Source organism: Glacieibacterium arshaanense, from assembly GCF_004681125.1.
GTDB classification, from domain to species: domain Bacteria; phylum Pseudomonadota; class Alphaproteobacteria; order Sphingomonadales; family Sphingomonadaceae; genus Polymorphobacter_A; species Polymorphobacter_A arshaanense.
The window spans coordinates 589083-609410 of sequence record NZ_SIHO01000001.1 but is presented as its reverse complement, the minus strand read 5'-3'; the positions used below and the strand labels follow the sequence as shown (position 1 = coordinate 609410).

Below are 20328 nucleotides of genomic sequence, written 5' to 3'. Positions count from 1 at the left end.
GGCCCAAAGCAATCATTCGGGTGCAGGGCTCAGCCCTGCCCGCCGGAGGCCCTTTCTTACGCCTTAGTCCCCCGTGAACACCCCCGGCCGCTTTTCGCGGAACGCTGTCATCGCCTCGCGGAAATCGCTGGTGCGCGCGGCGAGCAGCCATTGGTCGGCGTCGGCGTGGAGGACTGCGGCGTTCAGCGCGCCGGCGACGGCGTTGACCGAGCGCTTGATCATCTGCACCGCGACCGGCGGCAGCGCGGCGTATTGCTGCGCCATCGCCAGCGCGGCGGCGTCCTGTTCGCCGAGCGGCACGACGCGGTCGAGGAAGCCCCAGCGTTCGAGCGTTGCGGCATCGTGCAGCGCACCCGACATGATCAGCGTCTTGGCGCGCGCCGGGCCGACGAGTTCGACGCAGGGGCCGATGGCGTTCCACATCAGGTTGATGCCGAGCTTGACCTCGCCGTAGCCGATGCGGGCGTTGTCGGCGGAGATGCGGAAATCGCAGGCCGTCGCAATGCACGTCGCGCCGCCGGTGGCGATACCGTGCAACACCGCGATCGTCGGCTGGTGGATTTCACGCAACGCGCGGATCAGCAGCGCGCCTTGGGTGGCGCCGCGTCGCATGACTTCGGTGCGCGGTGGCTTTCGCCCGCCGCCGACGGTGCCGAGGTCGGCGCCGGCACTGAAGTCGGGGCCGTCGGCGCGGATGATGACGACGCGCGTCGCGTCGTCTTCGCGGAAGTCCTCCGCCAGCCGCTGCAACTGGCGCAGCGAGGCGCCGGTCAGCGCGTTGCGCTTTTCGCCGCGCGCCAGCGTGATTGTCGCAATCGCGCCATCACGGCTCAGGCGGAAATGCCCGGATTCGGTCTCGGTCATGGCGGCTCCCCAAAGATGTTGGCGCCATCTTGGCACAGTGGCGGCGTGTCGCAACCCGCAATAGCCGTAGCGCTTGCCAGCCTTTGAGGCACGGTGCTAACCCCGTCCGCCACAAGGGGAGATACGCCATGACCGTCACGCTGTTCGAACATCCGCTGTCGCCCTACAGCCAGAAAAACAAGATCGCGCTGCGCGAAAAGGGCGTGGCGTTCGAGGTAGTGACGCCCGAGGCGATGGGCACCGGCCATGTCGCCGGGCAATTCGCCGCCGCCAACCCGCGCGGCGAGGTGCCGGCGCTGATCGACGGCGACACCAGCGTCTTCGATTCGACGATCATCCAGGACTATATCGAGGAAAGCTGGCCGACACCGGCGCTGCTGCCCGCAACACCGGCGCAGCGCGCCCGCGTCCGCATGATCGAGGAGATCATGGACACACAGTATGAGGCGATCACCTGGGGCATGATGGAAGTCCGCGTCTTCGACCGCGCGCCGGGTGCCGCCGGCGAGGCGCTGCTCGCCCGCGCCCGCGGCCAACTCGACGGCCTGCACGCTTGGCTGACAACGCAGCTGGGCGATGCCGACTGGTTCAACGGTGCTGCATTCGGCTGGGGCGATATCGCCGTCATTCCGTTCGTGCTCGGCGCCACCGGCTATGGCTGCGGCCCCGCCCCTGACTCGGCACTCGGCAAATGGGTCAAGCGCTGCCTCGCCCGGCCAAGCGTCAGTCAGTCCGCCGCCGAAGCGCAGGCGGCCGCGTCGGCCGTCACCGACAGTGGCCTGCTCAAGGCCGCGCTCGCCAGCGGCGCGTTCAAGCGCGAATACCGCGACCACCGGCTCGAATGGATGCTGCGGTCGGGCGGTCTCGAGGTCTTGCAGGCCGGGATGGCGGCAGGCAACATCCGCTTCAGCCACGAATTGAAGTAACGCCGATGATCCGCACCCCGCCCAAACCATCGTCGAACGTGTTCTTTTCGCAGCGGCTGCGGCTGCACTTTGTCGATTGGGGCAACCCCGACGCGCCGACGCTGATCCTGCTCCACGGCGGCCGCGACCATTGCCGCAACTGGGACTGGGTGGCGGGCGAGCTGGCGAACGACTGGCACATCATCGCCCCCGACCTGCGCGGCCACGGCGACAGCGCCTGGTCACCCGACGGCAACTATACGATGTCGGCGTTCACCTATGACTTCGCGCAGCTCATCCACCAGCAGGCGCGCGGGCCGGTTCACATCATCGCGCACTCGCTCGGCGGCTCGATCGCGCTGCGCTATACCGGGCTGTATCCCGAAAACGTCGCCAAGATCGTCGCCATCGAAGGCCTTGGGCCCTCGCCCAAGATGGTCGCGGCGCGCCAGAAGATAGACTTCGCCGACCGCTTCCGTGAATGGGTCGATGAACAACGCAAGCTGAGCAGCCGCATGCCCAAGCGCTACGCCTCGATCGAGGAAGCGCTCGGCCGCATGCAGGCCGAAAACAGCCATCTATCGCAGGCCCAGGCCGAACATCTGACCCGTCACGGCATCCTGCAGAACGAAGACGGCAGCTACAGCTGGAAGTTCGACAACTACGTCCGCTCGTTCTCGCCCGTCGACATGTCGCTCGACGATCTGCAGACGCTGTGGGGCCGCATCACCTGCCCGACGCGGCTGGTCTATGGCGCCGAAAGCTGGGCCTCGAACCCCGCCGAGGACGGCAGGCTGGGTTATTTCAACAACGCTACCGTGACGCGCTATGAACAGGCAGGCCACTGGGTCCATCATGACCAGACCGAAAAGTTCGTTGCTGAAATGCGCGAATTTCTTTGAACGAAAGAGCCTCCGGCGGGCAGGCGTGACGCCTGCACCCAATTGAAGGAAGAACCATGACTGATTTCAGTGGACGTACTGCACTTGTGACCGGTGCTGGCAGCGGGATTGGGCGCGCTGCCGCCAAGCTGTTTGCGGCGCGTGGCGCCAATGTCGTCGCCGTCGACCGGGCCGACAGCGTCCATGAAACCGTTGCGGCGATTGTCGCCGCCGGTGGCAAGTCGGTCGGGCTGACCGCCGACGTCGGTGAAAAGGCCGATGTCGATGCCGCCGTCGCCCGCGCGGTCAGCGAATACGGCAGCCTCGACGCCGCCTTCGTCAACGCTGGCGTTTCGGGCGGGCTTGTCCCCTTCCTCGATCTGACGGTGGAGGAATGGAACACGGTGTTGCGCGTCAATCTCGTCGGCGCCTTCCTGACCTTGCAGGCCGCCGCCCGCGTCATGGTCGCGCAGGGGCGCGGCGCCATCGTCTGCACCGCCTCGGTCGCGGGTATCCGCTCGGGCGCCGGCGGCATGCCGTACAGCGCCTCGAAAGCCGGCGTCATCAACATGGTGGCCACCGCCGCACAGCAGCTTTCGGGCACTGGCATCCGCGTCAACGCCGTCTGCCCGGGCCTTACCGAAACCGGCATGACCAAATACACTTTCGACTTCGCGCGCTCGCGCGGCACCGAGGGCAAGCTCGGTCAGCTCAACCCGCTCAAGCGCGCTGCCGCGCCCGAAGAAATCGCCGAAGTCGCGGTGTTCCTCGCGTCCGATGCCGCAAGCTATGTCAACGGCCAGTCGATTGCCGTCGACGGCGGGCTGTCGTCATCGCATCCCGTGGTGCCGGGGCGGATGGCCTGACGCGGCGCTACGCCGCCCGCGCCGGCTGGAAAGCCTTTACCGCCTCGCCCAGTTCCGCAAACGCTTCCAGCGTCGGGCGTTCCCAGTGCGCCGTCGGCAGATTGCCCAGCGCGAAGCCGGTGTAGCCGTCGGCGGCGATCTTGTCGCAGAGCAGGCGATACACGCCTAGCCCGCCGACATACGGCAGGAACACGCGCGGCTTGCCCGGCACGTTGGCGCCCATGTACCAGCTGTTGGCCTGCGGATAGAGCGTCATCGCCGCGAGTTCGTTGACGTGCGTGGTCCATTCGGCCTCCGCCTGCGCGGTCGGTTCGATGGTCACCTGCTGGCGGCCGGCCATCGCGGCGAGCGTGTCGGCGATGAAATCGACATGCTGTTCGATCGACATGATCATGTTGGTCAACACCGACGGGCTGCCCGGGCCGGTGATCGTGTAGAGGTTGGGGAAGCCCGCCACCATCAGCCCGAGATAGTTGCGCGGCCCTTCGGCCCAATGGCTCTTGAGCGTCTCGCCGCCACGACCGCGAATGTCGATGCGCGCCAGCGCGCCGGTCATCGCGTCGAAGCCCGTCGCCAGGATGATGCTGTCGAATTCATAATCGCCGCCGCTGGTACGGATGCCGGTCGGCGTGATGGTCTCGATCGGCGTCGCCTTGATGTCGACCAGGCTGACATTGTCGCGGTTATAGGTCGCGTAATAGTTGGTATCGACGCACAGCCGCTTGGTACCGAACGGATAGTCCTTCGGCGTCAGCAAGTCGGCGACCTTGGGGTCCTTGACCAGTTCGCGGATCTTCGCGGCGGCGAATTCGGCCGCGACCTTGTTGGCATTCGGGTCAACGCCCTGATCGGCAAACGCCCCGAGGATGTCGAAACCGCCGACCTGCCAGCGCTTTTCATATTCGGCGCGATGGTCATCGGGACCGGCATCCATCGTCAACTGGTCGCGCGGCGTATTCCAGAAGCCGCCCGCGGTGTAGCGCCGTTCGGCGCGGTAGCGCGTGCGATTGGCGTCCCATTCGGCGACGAGTTCGGGCGCCAGCGGCTGGTTGTGCGCCGGCACGCTGTAGTTGGGCGTGCGCTGGAACACCGTCAGTTGCTTGGCCTGTTCGGCGATGATCGGAATCGACTGGATCGCCGATGATCCGGTGCCGATGATGCCGACGCGCTGCCCGGTGAAATCGACGCCTTCGTGCGGCCAGCGCGACGTGCGGTAAACGGTGCCCTTGAAGCTGTCGATGCCCGCGAAATCGACATCGGTCGGCACCGACAGGCAGCCCGTCGCCATCACGACATGGCGCGCGCTGACGGTATCGCCGCGGTCGGTGGTCACCGTCCAGCGGTTGGCGGTTTCATCGAAATGCGCGGCGTTGACGCGGGTGTCGAGCTGGATGTCACGGCGCAGGTCGTAGCGGTCGGCGACATGGTTGGCATAGTCGAGCAGTTCGGCCTGCGGCGCATAGCGCTCGCTCCAGCGCCATTCGCGTTCAAGCTGTTCATCAAAGCTGAAGCTGTACTCGAGGCTCTGGATATCGACGCGCGCGCCCGGATAGCGGTTCCAGAACCAGGTGCCGCCGACGCCGCTGCCGGCTTCGAACACCTTGGCGGTCATCCCCATCCCGCGCAGCCGGTGCAGCATGTACATGCCGGCGAAGCCGGCACCGACAACCACCACATCGACTTCGCTATAGACGCCATCCGCCACGGTCATTCTCCCCAAATTCAGACTGCCCGTTCTTGATTTATGGGCAACGCAAGCGGCAAATTGACCAGAGGCTGACGCTTACGTCAAGTGATGCATCGCAATAGCCCGCGCCGGGTGTCGCACACTTGGCCCGGTCATGGTATGCAGCGGCGAAATTTCCGGCAGGGGCCCAGATTGAGCGCATCATTTTCGCTGTTCGTCGCCACGTTCACCACGATGCTGGCATTGATCAACCCGCTCGAGGCGATGCCGATATTCCTCGGGCTAACGGCGGGCAAGTCGCGCGCCGAACAGCTCGGCGTCGCCAGGCGCGCCTGCCTTTACGCGCTGGGGCTGATGTTTTTCTTCCTGATTTGCGGCCCGCTGCTGCTCAAGGCGTTCGGCGTGCCGCTGGCAATGATCCGCGTCGTCGGTGGCATCGTGCTGATGAAGATCGGGTTCGAACTGTTCTCCCCGACCCCCGGCGCCTCGCCCATTACGGCGTCGGACGGCGGACAAGGCGATGTCGCCTTCGCGCCGCTCGCCTTGCCGATCATGTTCGGCCCCGGCGGTATTGCCGCAATCCTCGGCATGACCTCGACGATTCGCGCCGACGCCGACAAGATCGCGCCTTTCGTCGCGATTGCCGGCGCGCTCGTGGCGACAATGATCATTACCTATGCGACGCTGGTGCGCGCCAACGACATCGTCAAATTCATCGGTGCCGCCGGGCTCGATGCCGCGACCAAAATCATCGGCTTCTTCGTCGCGGCAATGGGTGGCGGGCTGGTCTTCCATGGCATCATGGAAGCCATCAAGACAATGAACAACTGACGCCGCCCACCGGCATTTGACGCCACCACCCGAACAGTTGGTATTGACTCGGGGGCATCTACACGCATGACAGAGGCAACATCCGATCCAGCCTTGGGGGAGCGGATGCACGACGGTGCCGCCAACGCACCGTCGCGCTGACAAAGAGACGGCACGGCGCAAAGCCGGCCAAATCAAACGAATGGATCGAGCATGGACAAGTCGAACACCGCCGCAACCGCCATCGATTTCGACCAGATGCCGACGCTGGGTGACGTCGCGCGCTACCAGGCGCGCGTGCGGCCCGACCAGCTGGCGCTGGTGTTCGAAGGCCGTGAAACGACCTATGCCGAATTCGACCGCCACACCAACCAGGTCGCCAATGCGCTGGTCGCCGCCGGGCTGACCAAGGGCCAGCGCATCGCCTACCTCGGCAAGAACAGCGACCATTATTTCGAGCTGATGTTCGGCGCGCTCAAGGCCGGCGTCGTCATCGCGCCGATCGGCTGGCGGCTGGCGCCACCCGAAGTCGCCTATATCGTCGGCGACTCCGATGCGGTGATGCTGTTCGTCGGCCCTGAAGTCGCCGACCAGGCCGCCGCCATCGCACCCGACCTGCCGAACCTCAAAATCGTCGCGATGGAACCCAATGACCGCGGCTGGCCGACGTTCGAGGCGTGGCGCGACGCGCAGCCCGACAGCGACCCGGGCGTCGCCATCGACGACACCGACATCGCCGTGCAGCTCTACACCTCGGGCACCACCGGCCGTCCCAAGGGCGCGATGCTGATGCACCGCAACTTGCTCGGCGGGCGCAAGCTCGCGGCCGCCGCCGGCCTCGCGTGGAACGACTGGGGCCCTGAAGACGTCAGCCTGGTGGCGATGCCGGTCTCTCACATCGGCGGCACCGGCTGGGGCATTGTCGGGCTGGTCAACGGCGCCAAGGGCGTCGTTGCGCGTGAATTCGACCCGTTCAAGGTGCTCGATTTCATCGAACAGGACCGCATCTCGAAGATGTTCATGGTGCCCGCCGCGCTGCAGATCGTCGTCCGCCAGCCGCGCGCCCGCGAAGTCGATTACTCGCGGCTGAAGTACATCCTCTATGGTGCCAGCCCGATCCCGCTCGACCTGCTGCGCGAGTGCATGGAGGTGTTTGGCTGCGGCTTCTGCCAGCAGTACGGCATGACCGAAACCACCGGCACCATCGTCTACCTGCCGCCCGAAGACCATGATCCGGCCGGCAATGCGCGGATGCGCGCCGCCGGCCTGCCGATGCCCGGCGTCGAGATCAAGATTATCGACGATGCCGGCAACAGTCTGCCCACCGGCGAAGTCGGCGAAGTCGCCATCCGCTCGGTCGCCAACATGGCGGGCTATTGGAAGCTGCCCGAAGCCACCACCGCGACGATGGGTGCCGACGGCTGGCTGCGCTCGGGCGATGCCGGTTACCTCGACGCCGACGGCTATCTGTTCATCCACGACCGGGTGAAGGACATGATCATTTCGGGCGCCGAAAACATCTACCCCGCCGAAGTCGAAAGCGCCGTCTACGGCCACCCCGATGTCGCCGAAGTCGCGGTCATCGGCGTCCCCGACGCGCAATGGGGCGAAGCGGTCAAGGCGATCGTTGTTGCCAAGCCCGGCACCAACCCGACGCCCGCCGACATCATCGCCTTTGCACGCACCCGCATCGCGGCGTTCAAGGCGCCCAAGAGCGTCGACTTCATCGACATCCTGCCGCGCAACCCGTCGGGCAAGATCCTGCGCCGCGAACTGCGCGAGCCGTTCTGGGCCGGCCACACGCGCCGCGTCAACTGACCCCCTCACCTCCCGTTCGACAGGAACTTCACGATGGAAACCCCTCTTTCAGACGACCAGCGGATGATCCGCGATTCGGTCGCCGGCTATCTGCGCGACCGTTATGATGACGCCGAACGCCGCCGCATCATCGATTCCGAAGCCGGCTGGAGCGCCCCGCACTGGCAGGCGTTCGCCGGCGAACTCGGCCTGCTCGGCGCCGGCTTTGCCGAGGCTGCCGGCGGACTCGGCGGCGGCGCTGCCGAACATGCGCTGATCCTCGAAGAATTCGGCAGCGCGCTCGTGGTCGAACCCTATCTGTCGACGGCGGTGATCGCCGGCGGCTTCCTCAAGGCGAGCACCGCTGCTGCCGCACCGCAGCTCATCGCCGATGCCATCGCCGGCACCGCGATCTTCGCCTATGCCGCTGGCGAACCCAACGCCCGCAGCAACCCCGCGCATGTCGAAACGCGCGCCGAATGCCGCGGTGCCAACTATGTCATCGATGGCCAGAAGGCCGTGGTGCTCGGCGCCGTCGGTGCGACGCACCTGATCGTCGTGGCGCGCACGTCGGGCGGCGACCGCGACCCTGAAGGCATCTCGCTGTTCGTCGTCGACGCCAATTCGCCCGGCATCACGCGGCGCGACTATCGCACCATTTCGGGCGGTCCGGCGTCGGACATCACCTTTACCGGCGTCACCGTGCCGGCGTCGGCGCTGCTGGTGCCCGAAGGCACCGCATTGCCGCTGATCGAGCGCGTCGTCGATGAAGCCACCGCGCTGCTGTGCGCCGAAGCCAATGGCGTCATGCGCCGCCTGCACGGCGACACGCTCGCCTACACCAGCCAGCGCGAGCAGTTCGGCAAGCCGCTTGCCAGCTTCCAGGTCCTCCAGCACCGCATGGTCGACATGCTGGTGGCGATGGAACACTCACAGTCGATTACCGCACGCGCCATCGAGCTGCTCGATGCCGACCCCGCCGAACGCGCCCGCGCGGTATCGGCCGCCAAGGTCTATGTCGGCAAGTCGCTGCGCTACATCGGCCAGCAGGCGATCCAGCTGCACGGCGGCATGGGCATGACCGACGAACTCGCGGTCGGCTTCTTCTTCAAGCGCGCCATCGAGATCGAACGCCAGTTCGGCAGCGTCGAATATCACCTCACGCGCTACACGCGGCTCGCCAATGCGCCCGCCGCCATCGCCGCCTGAAACGGGGAAACAGCCATGACCAGCATCGATTACAACGCCTTCCGCGACGAAGTCCGCGACTTTCTCGCCACCAGCTACCCCGCCTCGAAGCGCGAGCTCAACCAGCGCCAGGCCGGCATGTTCGCCGAACCCGAGCTCGGCCAATGGTGGCAGCGTACGCTGCACGCGCGCGGCTGGGGCGCGCCGTCATGGCCGGTCGAATACGGCGGCACCGGCTGGGACGCCGTGCAAAAGCACATCTTCATGAGCGAATGCACCGCCGCCAACACGCCGTCGTTCGCGGTGCAGGGGCTGGCGATGGTTGCGCCGGTGGTTATGAAGTTCGGCACCCAGGCGCAGAAGGACTTCTTCCTGCCCGGCATCCTGTCGGGCGAGCTGTATTTTTGCCAGGGCTTTTCGGAGCCGGGCTCGGGCTCCGACCTCGCCAGCCTGCGCACGTCGGCGGTGCGCGAAGGCGACGACTATCTCGTCAACGGCTCGAAAATCTGGACGACGCACGCGCACTTCGCCAACTGGATCTTCCTGCTGGTGCGGACCTCGACCGAAGGCAAGCCGCAGCAGGGCATCACCTTCCTGCTCGCGCCGATGTCGACGCCGGGGATCTCGGTGCGGCCGATCATCTCGATCTCGGGCGAGCACGAGCTCAACCAGACCTTCTACGACAACGCCCGCATCCCCATCGCCAACCGCATCGGCGACGAGAACAAGGGCTGGGATGTCGCCAAATACCTGCTCGAGTTCGAACGCGGCGGCGCCTATGCGCCGTCGGCTCAGGGCATGCTGGAGGCCGCGAAGAAGATCGCCGCGCAGCAGCCCGGCGACGATTGCGCGACGCTGTGGGATGACCCGCAGTTCCAGCGCAAGACCGCCGAGCTCGAAATTGACATGCTGGCGCAAGCCGCCACCGAACACCGCGTGATGACTGCGCTGGCTGGTGGCAACAACCCCGGCGACATCGTCGCGTCGATGCTCAAGCTCAGCGGCACCGCGCTGCAGCAGGCGGCCTCCGAACTCTGCGTCGAAGCGCTCGGCGACTATGCGCTCGCCGACCAGCGCCAGTCGCTGCACCTGTCGAGCAATATCCCGCCGATCGGCCCCGACTATGCCGCGCGCCCGGTAGCGAAGTTCCTCAACCTGCGCGCCTGCACGATCTATGGCGGCAGCAGCGAGGTGCAGCACAACATCGTCGCCCGCGCCGCGATGGGTCTGAAGTAACCGCCCTGCCCGCACCGCAACACCACCGGAGAACCGCGCCATGACCCACCTGATCCTGCACCAGTATGACGTGTCGCCGTTTTCCGAAAAGGTCCGCACGGTCTTCGGCATTAAGGGGCTGGCATGGCGCTCGGTCATCCAGCCGGTCATCATGCCCAAGCCCGACCTGACGCCGCTGACCGGCGGCTACCGCCGCATCCCGGTGCTGCAGATCGGCGCCGATGTCTATTGCGATAGCCAGGTGGCCATTGCCGAGCTGGAGGCGCGCTTTCCGGCGCCCGCCATCGTCCGCCCCGGCGACTGGGCGGTGAACCTGTGGGCCGACCGGCTGTGGTTTCAGGCCACGGTCACTGCAGTGTTCGCGGCGCTCGGCGACAAGACCCCGGCGGACTTCATGGCCGACCGCGAAAAACTGTCAGGCCGCCCGTTCGATGTCGCCGCGATGAAGGCCGGCGCCGGCGTCATGCGCGCGCAGTGGCGGGCGCAAGCCGCTTGGATCGAACAGGGCGTCAAGGCACAACCCTACCTCGGCGGCGCGACGCCGTCGCTGGGCGATGTTGCCGCCTATATGAACATCTGGTGGCTCAGCCTCGCCGTGCCCGATGTGGCGGCGACGCTGCTCGCCGGCTTCAACGGCGTGCAGGCGTGGCGCGGCCGAATGCAGGCGCTCGGCCATGGCACGCGCACTGAAATGGCGCCCGCCGAGGCGCTCGCGATCGCCCGCGCCGCCACCCCCGCACCGCCGCCGGCGCACGACCCGCACGACGTTGCCGGCCTGTCGCCGGGGGCAGCGGTGCATGTGTCCGCCGATGACTATGGCCGCGACCCGGTCGCCGGCACGCTGGTCGCTGCCACCCCCGACCGCGTCATCATCGCGCGCAGTTCCGCCGAAACCGGCACCGTCCACGTCCACTTCCCGCGCGTCGGCTATCACCTGACCCCGGCGGGCTGACCGCGCTGGCTTACTTTCTGCTCCCCTCCCTGAAAGGGAGGGGTCGGGGGTGGGCCTTAGCTGCCGGTCAGCTAACGACCCCGTTGCGGACATTCGCGATGGTGGCAACGCTTATCAGCGTTTGTCGTTCTGGTAGCCGTCAACGTGAAATGGTCTGTCGGAGCGCGGGTTTCCGCCGACCGAAATTCAAACGACAATTTTGCGTGTTCACGTTCCTACATAGCCGATAAGGTTTCACTGCAGCTTGGTAATGAGGGTGAACATGGGGTTAGGTCTTGTGGTGATGCTCAGTTCATCCGCCTTGCTAATTGGATTGAACGACCAATCTGCCACTCAGAATATTGACCCGGTGACTCGTCATCAGATGGCGATTCAAATCGCTGCTGCAGATGAACGTAAGCCTTCTGTTACAATCATAGAGATGCTTGAGGCTACGCTTTCCCAAGATGCTTGTGTTAGTGATATCAGTCTCTGGGATCGGCGATATGCATTCGGACTGAACGATAGCGACGCGCTGAGCACAGACAAAATCAACTTCTCGTTGAAGCGTGTTCATGCAGGTGCGCCCGGGGATCAGAAGATCCTAACTTATCGCCTTTTTCCTGAGTTGGATGACTCGGAGTTTGACCGCGTGGACGGCTACTATGTGCCTTCAATCCAGCGCGTAAAGGTTACCTACTGTGGCCCAAACCGAAGCCGGTCACCGCAGGGAGCCTGACGAACCAAATACTTTTCTCCGCGATCCTCGCACAGGGCCTGTCATTTCTACTGAAAGAGAGTTTGGGCCTTGCACCATGGGCGGTGACCTATTTCCCGTTTGTTGAACTGATTTCAGCCGGAAATCTGCCTGTTAGCTTACCACCCCATTCCAGACGTTCCCACCCCCGTCCAAAGTCAAAATTATCCCAACGTCGCATGTTCGCGCCCCGGCGCACGGCGGCCTCGCCGACGCGCGGCAAAAGCGCCGCGCGTTGCACCGGCGCGGCTATTTCTGCGCCAGCAGCGCCAGTGCCGCGACGGTGTCGATCTTGGTGCCCAACGCAACCGCCGGCAAATCGATGAAGAAGTCGGGGTTGTGGTTGGCATAGGGGAACGCCCGGCCGGCCTTTTGCGCGGCGGCGAACTTTTCCATCGGTGCGATGCCGATCAGCAGGAACACATACGGCGTGCCGAGCGGTTCGAACGCCACCTGGAAGTCCTCCGACCCCATCACTGTGGGGAAGTTGCCGATGACTTTCCCCGCGCCGAGCAGCTCGGTCAGCGACGGATTGACCGCATCGACCAGCTTCGCGTCATTGACCAGCGGCGGCGCGGTGCCTTTCATTGTCCGCGTCGGCATCGCGTCCGGCCCCATGCCGGCAGCAATCGCCACGCCCTTGTTGATCTCGTCGATGCGCGTCAGCATCTGTTCGCGCACCGGTTTCTGCAGCCAGCGCAGGTTGAGCATCAGCGTCGCGGTTGACGGAATGACGTTATTGTCGCGCCCGGCCTGCACTGCGCCGACGGTCAGCACCGCGGCCGACTGCGGATCGACATTGCGGCTGATGATCGTCTGGTACGACAGGATCGCCTGCGCTGCCATCACCACCGGATCGATCGCCAGCTCGGGCGCCGAGCCATGGCCGCCCTTGCCCTTGAAGACGATATCGAGCTGGTCGGTGCCCGCCATGCGCACGCCGGCAGTGTTGGCGACAAAGCCCACCGGCCCCGGCACCGCATGGCTGCTCAATGCATAGTCGGGCTTGGGGAAGCCGCGCGTCCACAGCCCGTCATCGACCATCGCCTGCGCGCCCATGCCGATTTCCTCGGCGGGCTGCGCATAGACCACCAGCGTCCCCGACCAGTCCGCTTTAAGCGTCACCATCGCCTTCGCCAGCCCGAGCAGCCAGGTGACATGGCCGTCATGGCCGCAGGCGTGCATGACATCGACTTCGCTGCCGTCGGCCAGCCGCTGCGGCCCCTTCGCCGCCCACGGCAGCCCGGTGGTTTCGCGGACGCCGCCGTTGGCATCCATGTCGGCGCGGAACCACACAGTCGGCCCCGCGCCGTTCTTGAGCACGCCGACCACGCCGGTCTTGCCGACGCCGGTCGTGACCTCAAAACCCAGCGCTTTCAATTCCTTGGCGACGATACCTGCGGTGCGGGTTTCAGTGAACGCCAGTTCGGGGTGCTGGTGCAAATCCTTGAAGACCGCCGTCAGTCGCGCCGTATCGGCATCGACGGTGGCACCGACCTTGGCGACCAGCGCCGCCGGCAGCTCGGCCGCCGCCGCAGGTGCAGCCAGCGCCAGCGCGGCCGCGACCAGAATATGCTTGCCACCCATGCGCTTCATCACTGCCACTCCCAAAAATCCTGCCCCGGACTATCGTCAAATCCGCCGCCCGCGTCCAGCGACGACACTGCGACACCGCCAGCGTTCAAGGTCGCTTGGCAGCGTCGCGCAAATGTGTCTATCAGGGATGAAAATAGCGAACACGATATTGGGGAGACCGACATGGCGACCGACAAAGCGGCGATTCTGGAAAAGTATCGCGCCGAGCGAGACAAGCGCCTGCGCGAGGATGGCAACGACCAGTATCTCGAAACCACCGGCCAGTTCGCGCACTATCTCGATGACCCCTACACGCCGCGTGTCGAGCGTCCGCCGGTCACCGACCACGTCACCTTCGCGATGGTCGGCGGCGGCTTTGCCGGGCTGTGCGTCGGCGCCCGGCTGGCGGAGGCCGGCATCACCGATGTCCGGCTGATCGACAAGGCCGGCGACTTCGGCGGCAACTGGTACTGGAACCGCTACCCCGGCGCGCAATGCGACACCGCATCGATCATCTATCTGCCGCTGCTTGAAGAAACCGGCCACATGCCGACCGAAAAATACGCGCACGCGCCCGAAATCCTCGAACAGTCGCGCCGCATCGGCCGCACCTTCGGGCTGTATGACAAGGCGCTGTTCCACACCCGCGTCACCGACATGGTGTGGGAGGAAGACAAGGGCGTCTGGCGCATCACCACCGACCGCGGCGACAGCTTCACCGCCGACTATATCGGCATGGGCACCGGCCCGCTGCACGTCCCCAAGCTGCCCGGCATCCCCGGCATCGACACCTTCAAGGGCCACAGCTTCCACACCAGCCGCTGGGATTATGATTACACCGGCGGCGACACGTTCGGTGCGCCGCTCGACAAGCTCAAGGACAAGCGTGTCGCCATCATCGGCACCGGCGCGACTGCCGTGCAGTGCGTCCCGCACCTCGCCCGCGCCGGCGGCACCGTCTATGTCGTGCAGCGCACGCCGTCGTCGATCGACGTCCGCGCCAATGAACCGATCGATCCCGAATGGTTCAAGACCGTGGCCACGCCGGGCTGGCAGAAGCGCTGGCTCGACAATTTCGCCCGCAATGTCGGCATGGGCGGCGCTGCCGAGGATTGGGTCAAGGACGGCTGGACCGACCTGACGCGCCGCATCCGCGCCAAGGTCATGAACCTGCCGCCCGAACAGATGAACCCCGCCGGCATGATGGCCGCTTATGAAGACGCCGATATCGAAAAGATGTCCGAAATCCGCGCCCGCGCCGAAGCCATTGTCGAAGACAAGGAAACCGCCGAGAAGCTAAAGGCCTGGTACCGCCAGCTGTGCAAGCGCCCGTGCTTCCACGACGCCTATCTGCAGGCGTTCAACGAACCCAACACGCACCTGATCGACACCGACGGCAAGGGCGTCGAACGCATCGACGAAACCGGCTTCTGGGTCGGCGGCAAGCATTATGACGTCGATTGCATCATCTATGCGTCGGGCTTCGAAGTCGGCACCAGCCACCAGCGCCGCGCCGGGTTCGACATCGCCGGCGTCGGCGGCAAGCGGCTGTCCGAAGCCTGGAGCGACGGCATGCGGACGCTGCACGGCCTCCACGTCAACGGCTTCCCCAACGCCTTCGTCGTGCAGGTCGCGCAGGCCGCGAACTACATCGTCAATGTCCCGCACAACTGGTCCGATGCCGGCGAAACCATCGCGACGATCGTCCGCCACGCCATCGATACCGGCGCCAAAAAGGTCGATGTCCTCCCCGAAGCCCAGAAGAAGTGGGTCGAATTCGTGTTGACCAGTCCGGGCGGCATGGCCGGCATCGCGCCGGATTGTACGCCGGGCTATTACAATAACGAAGGCAAGGGCTACCAGGAATCGGCGCTGTTCGGCGCGGGGCACCCGGCGGGTGCGGTGGCGTTCTTCAGCTACATCGATGACTGGCGCAAATCGGGCAAGTTCGAGGGACTGACCTTCAACTGAGGGCCGGACCAGGGGGAAACATGGCCGGCCGGATAACCGATCTCGATACCGACACGGCAGCGGCGCACCAGCTGTTCGCGTCGCTCGACGCCATGGAGGGACTGCCACCGGCGCCAGCGGCGCCGGTCAAGCCCGACCGTTTCCCCTACGAAGGCGCGCTGCGCCGCGTCTATCCCGGGCTGATCGTCGCCGCCACCATAGGCATCGCCGCGACCTGGCTGTCGACGCACTACAGCGCGCCAGTCATGCTCTATGCGCTGCTGCTCGGCATGGCGTTCCACTTCCTTCACGAAGAAGGCGCGTGCATCGCCGGCATCGAATTTTCGTCAAAAGCCATATTGCGCGTCGGCGTCGCCCTGCTCGGCGCGCGCATCACCGCCGAACAGATCATGAGCCTCGGGCCGTGGCCGATATTGCTCGTCGTCACCGGCGTCATCACCACCATCCTGTTCGGCGCGCTGCTCGCCAAACGCCTCGGCCTCAGCCGCAATTTCGGCGTGCTGACCGGCGGCGCGGTGGCGATCTGCGGCGCATCAGCAGCGCTGGCGGTCGCGTCGGTGCTGCCCAAAACCCGCGACAGCGAACGCGACACCATCCTGACCGTCGTCACCGTGACGGCGCTGTCGACGATCGCGATGATCGTCTACCCGCTGCTGTCGACGGCGCTGGGCTTCAGCCACACTCAGGCCGGCATCTTCATCGGCGGCACCATCCACGACGTCGCGCAAGTCGTCGGTGCCGGCTATTCGATTTCGAACGAAACCGGCGACACCGCGACCTATGTCAAACTGCTGCGTGTCGCGATGCTGGTGCCGGTGGTGTTTTCGATCGCGCTGCTGGTGCGGCGCGGCTCGCCCGCAAACGCCGGCGCGGCCCCCAAGCTACCGACCTTCCTGATCGGCTTTGTCGCGCTGGTGGTCATCAACAGCCTCGGCTTCCTGCCCAAGCCCGTCGCCGATTTCGCCGGTGAGCTGTCGCGCTGGTGCCTGGTCACCGCGATTTCGGCGCTCGGCATGAAAACCAGCTTCAAGGCGCTCGCGGCGGTCGGCTGGAAGCCCGTCGGGCTGATGGTCGCCGAAACGCTGTGGATCGGCACGCTCGTGCTGATCGCTGTCAAATCTCTGGTGTAAGGAGGCGTTCATGCCGATCAATGTCACACCGCAACCGTCGGGGTTTGGCGCCCATGTCACCGGGCTCAACCTGTCGAAGCCGCTCAATGCTGCAACCAAGGCCGAAGTCCTCGCCGCCTGGGCCGCGCATGGCGTGCTGGCCTTCCCCGACCAGCCGCTAAGCCTTGATCAGCAAGAGGCGTTCACGCTTTCACTCGGCAATTTCGGCGAAGACCCGTTCGTCAAGCCGATGGCGGGCCATGCGCACATCCTTGAACTGCGCCGCGAGCCGCACGAAACCGCGCCCAATTTCGGCAGCGGCTGGCATTCGGACTGGAGCTTTCAGGCCACCCCGCCCGCCGCCACCATCCTGCATTCGAAGGTCATCCCGCCGGTAGGCGGCGACACGCTGTTCGCCGATTGCACCGCGGCTTTTGCGGCGCTGTCACCGGCAATGCAGGCGCTGTGCGAAAACCTCAACGCCGTCCATTCGGCCAAGCTGCCCTATGGCCGCAACGGCGCCTATGCCAAGGAAACCGGCACCCGCACGATGCAGATCATCACCGGCGAGGCGGCCGAATCCACGCAGCTCCACCCGCTGGTGCGCGTCCATCCGGTGACCGGCAAGAAGGCGCTGTTCTGCTCGCCGACCTACACCATCGGACTCGAAGGCATGACGCAGGACGAGGGCTATGCCATCCTCGGTTTCCTGTTCAAGCACATCACCCAGCCGCAATTCATCTACCGCCACAAATGGTCGCCCGACACGCTGCTGATCTGGGACAACCGCCGCATGCTGCACTTTGCCGAAGGCGGCTATGACGGCCATCTGCGACTGCTGCATCGCACCACCGTCGCCGGCGAAGTGCCGATTGCTGCCCGAAAGGCCACCGCCGCATGATGCTCTACAGCGCCCCGAACCCCGCCCCCAATCCGCGCCGCGTCAAGATCTACCTCGCCGAAAAAGGCCTGTCGGTGCCGATCACCGAACTGTCGCTGGTCAAGCGCGAGCATAAGGCGCCTGAGTTTGTCGAGAAGAACGGCCGTGGCCAGGTGCCGGCGCTCGAGCTCGATGACGGCACGGTCATCAGCGAGAGCTTTGCGATCTGCCGCTATTTCGAAGCGCTGCACCCCGATCCGCCGCTGTTCGGGCGCGGTGCGCTCGAAATCGCCACCATCGACATGTGGCTGCGCCGCGTCGAAATGGTGCTGATGCCGCCGGTCGGCGCGGTCTGGGTCCACACCCACCCGCTGACCGCACGGCTGCCGATGCCGCGCCGCACCGACTGGGGCGAGGACAACCGCCCGCGCGCCATCGACGCGCTGCGCTGGTTCGACGGCGTACTGGCGGGCCGCGATTTCGTCGCCGGTGACAGCTACAGCGTCGCCGATATCGCACTGCTCACCACCGTCGACTTCGCCGGCTTCATCGGCATCGCTATGCCCGAAGACGCCGCCAATCTGCGCGCCTGGCACGCGCGCGTCAGCGCGCGGCCAAGCGCCACTGCGTAAGCGGCTGCGTCTTACTGAGCCCTCGACCCTTTGGGCGGCAGGGACGAATGCGCGATTTCACTTGACATAACGAACCGAATCGGTTAGTAATACTCTCAAGGCGACGGGGAATGGGAGTTCCTCGTCCAACCTGTCCGGGCTCACGATCGCCACTTGCGTACCCTGGCGTGACGTCTCACCGCCGCGCTTTTCAGCCCCGCGCTCTGTTAGATCGGGAACTTCAGCTCCAAGTGTTCCAAGGAGGACACCTCTACCCTAGTGCTAAACTTTGTACTGAAACCAGTGCTGACCCTAGTGCTAGCGGCCTAAGAAACCGCAAAAACGTCCTCCGCAACCCGGCTATCCCGATCAGCGTCACAATGCCTGCCTCTTCCCGATGACCAAGCAACCCTCCCAAGGACGCCGTCATCGGGAAGAGGATTATCTCCACCGTGGCGGTGGGGGGCAGTACCCAAGGACGATGGACCGGGCGGGGATAACCGCTGGGCGGAAATTCGTCGTGGCTGTGGTTCAGACATTGACGTGCCGGCGCGCTTCAAATATGTAGCATGTGCTACATAAACTGGAGACCGCCATGTCCACACTGTCGCCGCTCGAAACCGTCAAGGCATTCATGAAGCTTATGGAGCCGCTCGACTATGACAATGCGGTCAAGTTGATCGCCGCCAATTGTGAATACACCAACATGCCGATGGGGACGGTGACCGGCCCGGCAGGCGTCCGCGCGGTGCTCGAACCGTTCTTTGCGCCGACACTCGAAAACGAGTTCCGCGTGCTGCGCGAGGCGGCGGTCGGCAACACGGTGTTCCTCGAACGCCTCGACCGCCACCGGCTGGCGACCGGCTGGGTCGAGCTGCCGGTGAACGGCGTCTACGAAGTCGAAAACGGCAAGATCACCGTGTGGCGCGACTATTTCGACCTCGCCACCATCATGGGCAAGTGGCCGACGGCATAACGCCTTGAAGGGCCTCCGGCGGGCAGGCCTCAGGCCTGCACCGTAAGTTCGGGACGGTGCTATCAGACGCGACGCTGGCCATGGTTGCAAGCCCGCAAACAATTGGTGCAGGCCCGCGGCCTGCCCGCCGGAGGCCCTTTCGCGCCTGAGACCTGGCTCAGTCCGCCGCGCGCGCCAGCGCCGCGCGGGCGTTGTCGCTGTCGACGGCGATCTGCGCCTTAAGCGCGTCGAGGCCATCGAGCTTCCATTCAGGGCGCAAGAATTCGACCAGCTCGATATCGATGGTCTGGCCGTACAAATCGCCCGCCCAGTCGAACAGGAAGGTTTCGAGCAATTCGACCGGTGGTTCGATCATCGGTCGGATGCCGAGGTTGGCGACACCGCCGATCACACTGCCATCGGCCAGCCGCGCACGCACCGCATAGACGCCGAAGCGCGGCCGCAGATAGGCGCCGAGCACCAGATTGGCGGTCGGGAAGCCGAGCGTGCGGCCGAGCTTGGCGCCGTGCTGCACCTCGCCGCGGATCGCAAACGGCCGCGTCAGCAGTGCCGTCGCCGCTGCGACCTCGCCGCCACGCAGCGCCTCGCGGATGCGCGTCGAGGAGATGACTCCGCCGCCGTCGCTGACGGCATGGACGACTTCGGCGGCGAACCCATGCCCCTGCCCCAGTTCGGCGAGCAGCGCGGTGTTGCCGCTGCGCCTGGTGCCGAAGGTGAAGTCGGCACCGGACACCGCCACACCCGCACCGATGCGCGCGTGCAGCCAATCGGCGACAAACTGCTCGGCGGTCAATGCCGCCAGCGCCGCGTTGAACGGGATGACCACCGTCGCATCGATGCCGAAGTTCGCGAACAGTTCGAGCTTCTGGTCGAGCCGGGTCAGCGCGAATGGCGGCGCATCAGGGCGGAACAGCCTGGCGGGATGCGGGTCGAACGTCGCGACCAGCGCCGGGCGGCCCTCGGCGCGCGCACGCGCCAGTGCGCGACCGACAACCGCCTGGTGGCCGGCATGGAATCCATCGAAGTTACCGAGCGCAACGACACCGCCGCGCATGGCGGAAGCGACACTTTCGCCAGAGGAATACACGTGCATTACAGGCTACATAGCCGCGCTTCCGGCACGCGCCAAGCGCTGTATCCTTGCATCTTGCCGCCAGTTGAACCATATGCGGCGCGGGAGTCGGGCGGGCAGAGCACTCGCCAACCCGGTCAGGTCCGGAAGGAAGCAGCCGTAACGAATTCGTTCTGGGTCGTTCCCGGCTCCCACCTCTAACATCGCTTGCC

18 protein-coding genes and 1 other RNA gene are annotated in these 20328 nt (G+C 65.4%); 15 read left to right on the top strand and 4 right to left on the bottom strand.

Annotated elements, in window-relative coordinates; translation table 11 throughout:
* Positions 1-63: 63 nt before the first annotated feature.
* Positions 64-864 (bottom strand): enoyl-CoA hydratase/isomerase family protein, encoded by an 801-nt coding sequence (locus EUV02_RS02775; RefSeq protein ID WP_135244685.1) that lies wholly within the window; start codon positions 862-864, stop codon positions 64-66.
* A 128-nt stretch (positions 865-992) separates the two neighbouring features.
* On the opposite strand from EUV02_RS02775, the gene EUV02_RS02770 reads away from it, so the two are divergent.
* The 3 genes from EUV02_RS02770 to EUV02_RS02760 are packed head-to-tail and all read left to right on the top strand — an operon-like array spanning position 993 to position 3516.
* The gene (locus tag EUV02_RS02770) at positions 993-1790 is read left to right on the top strand and encodes a glutathione S-transferase family protein (RefSeq protein WP_135244684.1); all 798 of its coding nucleotides are present in this window, start codon (positions 993-995) and stop codon (positions 1788-1790) included.
* A 5-nt stretch (positions 1791-1795) separates the two neighbouring features.
* Positions 1796-2671 carry an alpha/beta fold hydrolase gene (locus EUV02_RS02765; protein WP_135244683.1) on the top strand — a complete coding sequence of 292 codons (876 nt, stop codon included), beginning with the start codon at positions 1796-1798 and terminating at the stop codon, positions 2669-2671.
* Positions 2672-2727: 56 nt separating this feature from the next.
* The gene (locus EUV02_RS02760; RefSeq protein ID WP_135244682.1) at positions 2728-3516 is read left to right on the top strand and encodes an SDR family NAD(P)-dependent oxidoreductase; all 789 of its coding nucleotides are present in this window, start codon (positions 2728-2730) and stop codon (positions 3514-3516) included.
* A 7-nt stretch (positions 3517-3523) separates the two neighbouring features.
* Here the strand turns inward: EUV02_RS02760 and EUV02_RS02755 are convergent, their stop codons facing one another.
* Complete coding sequence (locus EUV02_RS02755) at positions 3524-5227, bottom strand: flavin-containing monooxygenase (protein ID WP_135244681.1); 1704 nt, start codon at positions 5225-5227, stop codon at positions 3524-3526.
* A 168-nt stretch (positions 5228-5395) separates the two neighbouring features.
* On the opposite strand from EUV02_RS02755, the gene EUV02_RS02750 reads away from it, so the two are divergent.
* The 6 genes from EUV02_RS02750 (at position 5396) to EUV02_RS02725 (ending at position 11904) form a co-directional block, all read left to right on the top strand.
* Positions 5396-6034 carry a MarC family protein gene (locus EUV02_RS02750; protein WP_135244680.1) on the top strand — a complete coding sequence of 213 codons (639 nt, stop codon included), beginning with the start codon at positions 5396-5398 and terminating at the stop codon, positions 6032-6034.
* A 192-nt stretch (positions 6035-6226) separates the two neighbouring features.
* Complete coding sequence (locus tag EUV02_RS02745; RefSeq protein ID WP_135244679.1) at positions 6227-7831, top strand: fatty acid--CoA ligase; 1605 nt, start codon at positions 6227-6229, stop codon at positions 7829-7831.
* A 33-nt stretch (positions 7832-7864) separates the two neighbouring features.
* Positions 7865-9019: an acyl-CoA dehydrogenase family protein gene (locus tag EUV02_RS02740; protein ID WP_135244678.1), complete on the top strand. Its 1155-nt coding sequence runs from the start codon at positions 7865-7867 to the stop codon at positions 9017-9019.
* Between the two features lie 15 nt (positions 9020-9034).
* A complete protein-coding gene (locus EUV02_RS02735) occupies positions 9035-10234 on the top strand; it encodes an acyl-CoA dehydrogenase family protein (protein WP_135244677.1) in 1200 nt (399 codons plus the stop codon).
* Between the two features lie 40 nt (positions 10235-10274).
* A complete protein-coding gene (locus tag EUV02_RS02730; RefSeq protein ID WP_135244676.1) occupies positions 10275-11186 on the top strand; it encodes a glutathione S-transferase family protein in 912 nt (303 codons plus the stop codon).
* Positions 11187-11499: 313 nt separating this feature from the next.
* Positions 11500-11904 (top strand): hypothetical protein, encoded by a 405-nt coding sequence (locus EUV02_RS02725; protein WP_166430471.1) that lies wholly within the window; start codon positions 11500-11502, stop codon positions 11902-11904.
* A gap of 267 nt (positions 11905-12171) precedes the next feature.
* On the opposite strand, the gene EUV02_RS02720 is transcribed toward EUV02_RS02725, so the two are convergent.
* The gene (locus EUV02_RS02720; protein WP_207790095.1) at positions 12172-13518 is read right to left on the bottom strand and encodes an amidohydrolase; all 1347 of its coding nucleotides are present in this window, start codon (positions 13516-13518) and stop codon (positions 12172-12174) included.
* A gap of 162 nt (positions 13519-13680) precedes the next feature.
* Between EUV02_RS02720 and EUV02_RS02715 the strand changes: the two genes are divergently transcribed.
* The 5 genes from EUV02_RS02715 (at position 13681) to EUV02_RS02695 (ending at position 19044) form a co-directional block, all read left to right on the top strand.
* Positions 13681-15468 carry a flavin-containing monooxygenase gene (locus EUV02_RS02715; protein WP_135244674.1) on the top strand — a complete coding sequence of 596 codons (1788 nt, stop codon included), beginning with the start codon at positions 13681-13683 and terminating at the stop codon, positions 15466-15468.
* A 20-nt stretch (positions 15469-15488) separates the two neighbouring features.
* Entirely contained in the window at positions 15489-16598 is a 1110-nt protein-coding gene (locus tag EUV02_RS02710; RefSeq protein WP_135244673.1) for a YeiH family protein, read from the top strand.
* Positions 16599-16608: 10 nt separating this feature from the next.
* Positions 16609-17478: a TauD/TfdA dioxygenase family protein gene (locus EUV02_RS02705; protein WP_135244672.1), complete on the top strand. Its 870-nt coding sequence runs from the start codon at positions 16609-16611 to the stop codon at positions 17476-17478.
* Positions 17475-18089, top strand: coding sequence for a glutathione S-transferase family protein (locus EUV02_RS02700; protein ID WP_135244671.1), 615 nt, complete (start codon positions 17475-17477; stop codon positions 18087-18089). The genes EUV02_RS02705 and EUV02_RS02700 overlap by 4 nt, the downstream gene beginning before the upstream one ends.
* A gap of 574 nt (positions 18090-18663) precedes the next feature.
* Complete coding sequence (locus EUV02_RS02695) at positions 18664-19044, top strand: limonene-1,2-epoxide hydrolase family protein (protein ID WP_135244670.1); 381 nt, start codon at positions 18664-18666, stop codon at positions 19042-19044.
* A 157-nt stretch (positions 19045-19201) separates the two neighbouring features.
* Here the strand turns inward: EUV02_RS02695 and EUV02_RS02690 are convergent, their stop codons facing one another.
* Positions 19202-20137, bottom strand: coding sequence for a bifunctional riboflavin kinase/FAD synthetase (locus EUV02_RS02690; RefSeq protein WP_135244669.1), 936 nt, complete (start codon positions 20135-20137; stop codon positions 19202-19204).
* 80 nt (positions 20138-20217) lie between these two features.
* Here EUV02_RS02690 and ffs point away from each other — a divergent pair.
* Positions 20218-20314, top strand: an RNA gene (gene ffs / locus EUV02_RS02685) — signal recognition particle sRNA small type.
* The last annotated feature ends 14 nt before the right edge of the window (positions 20315-20328 follow it).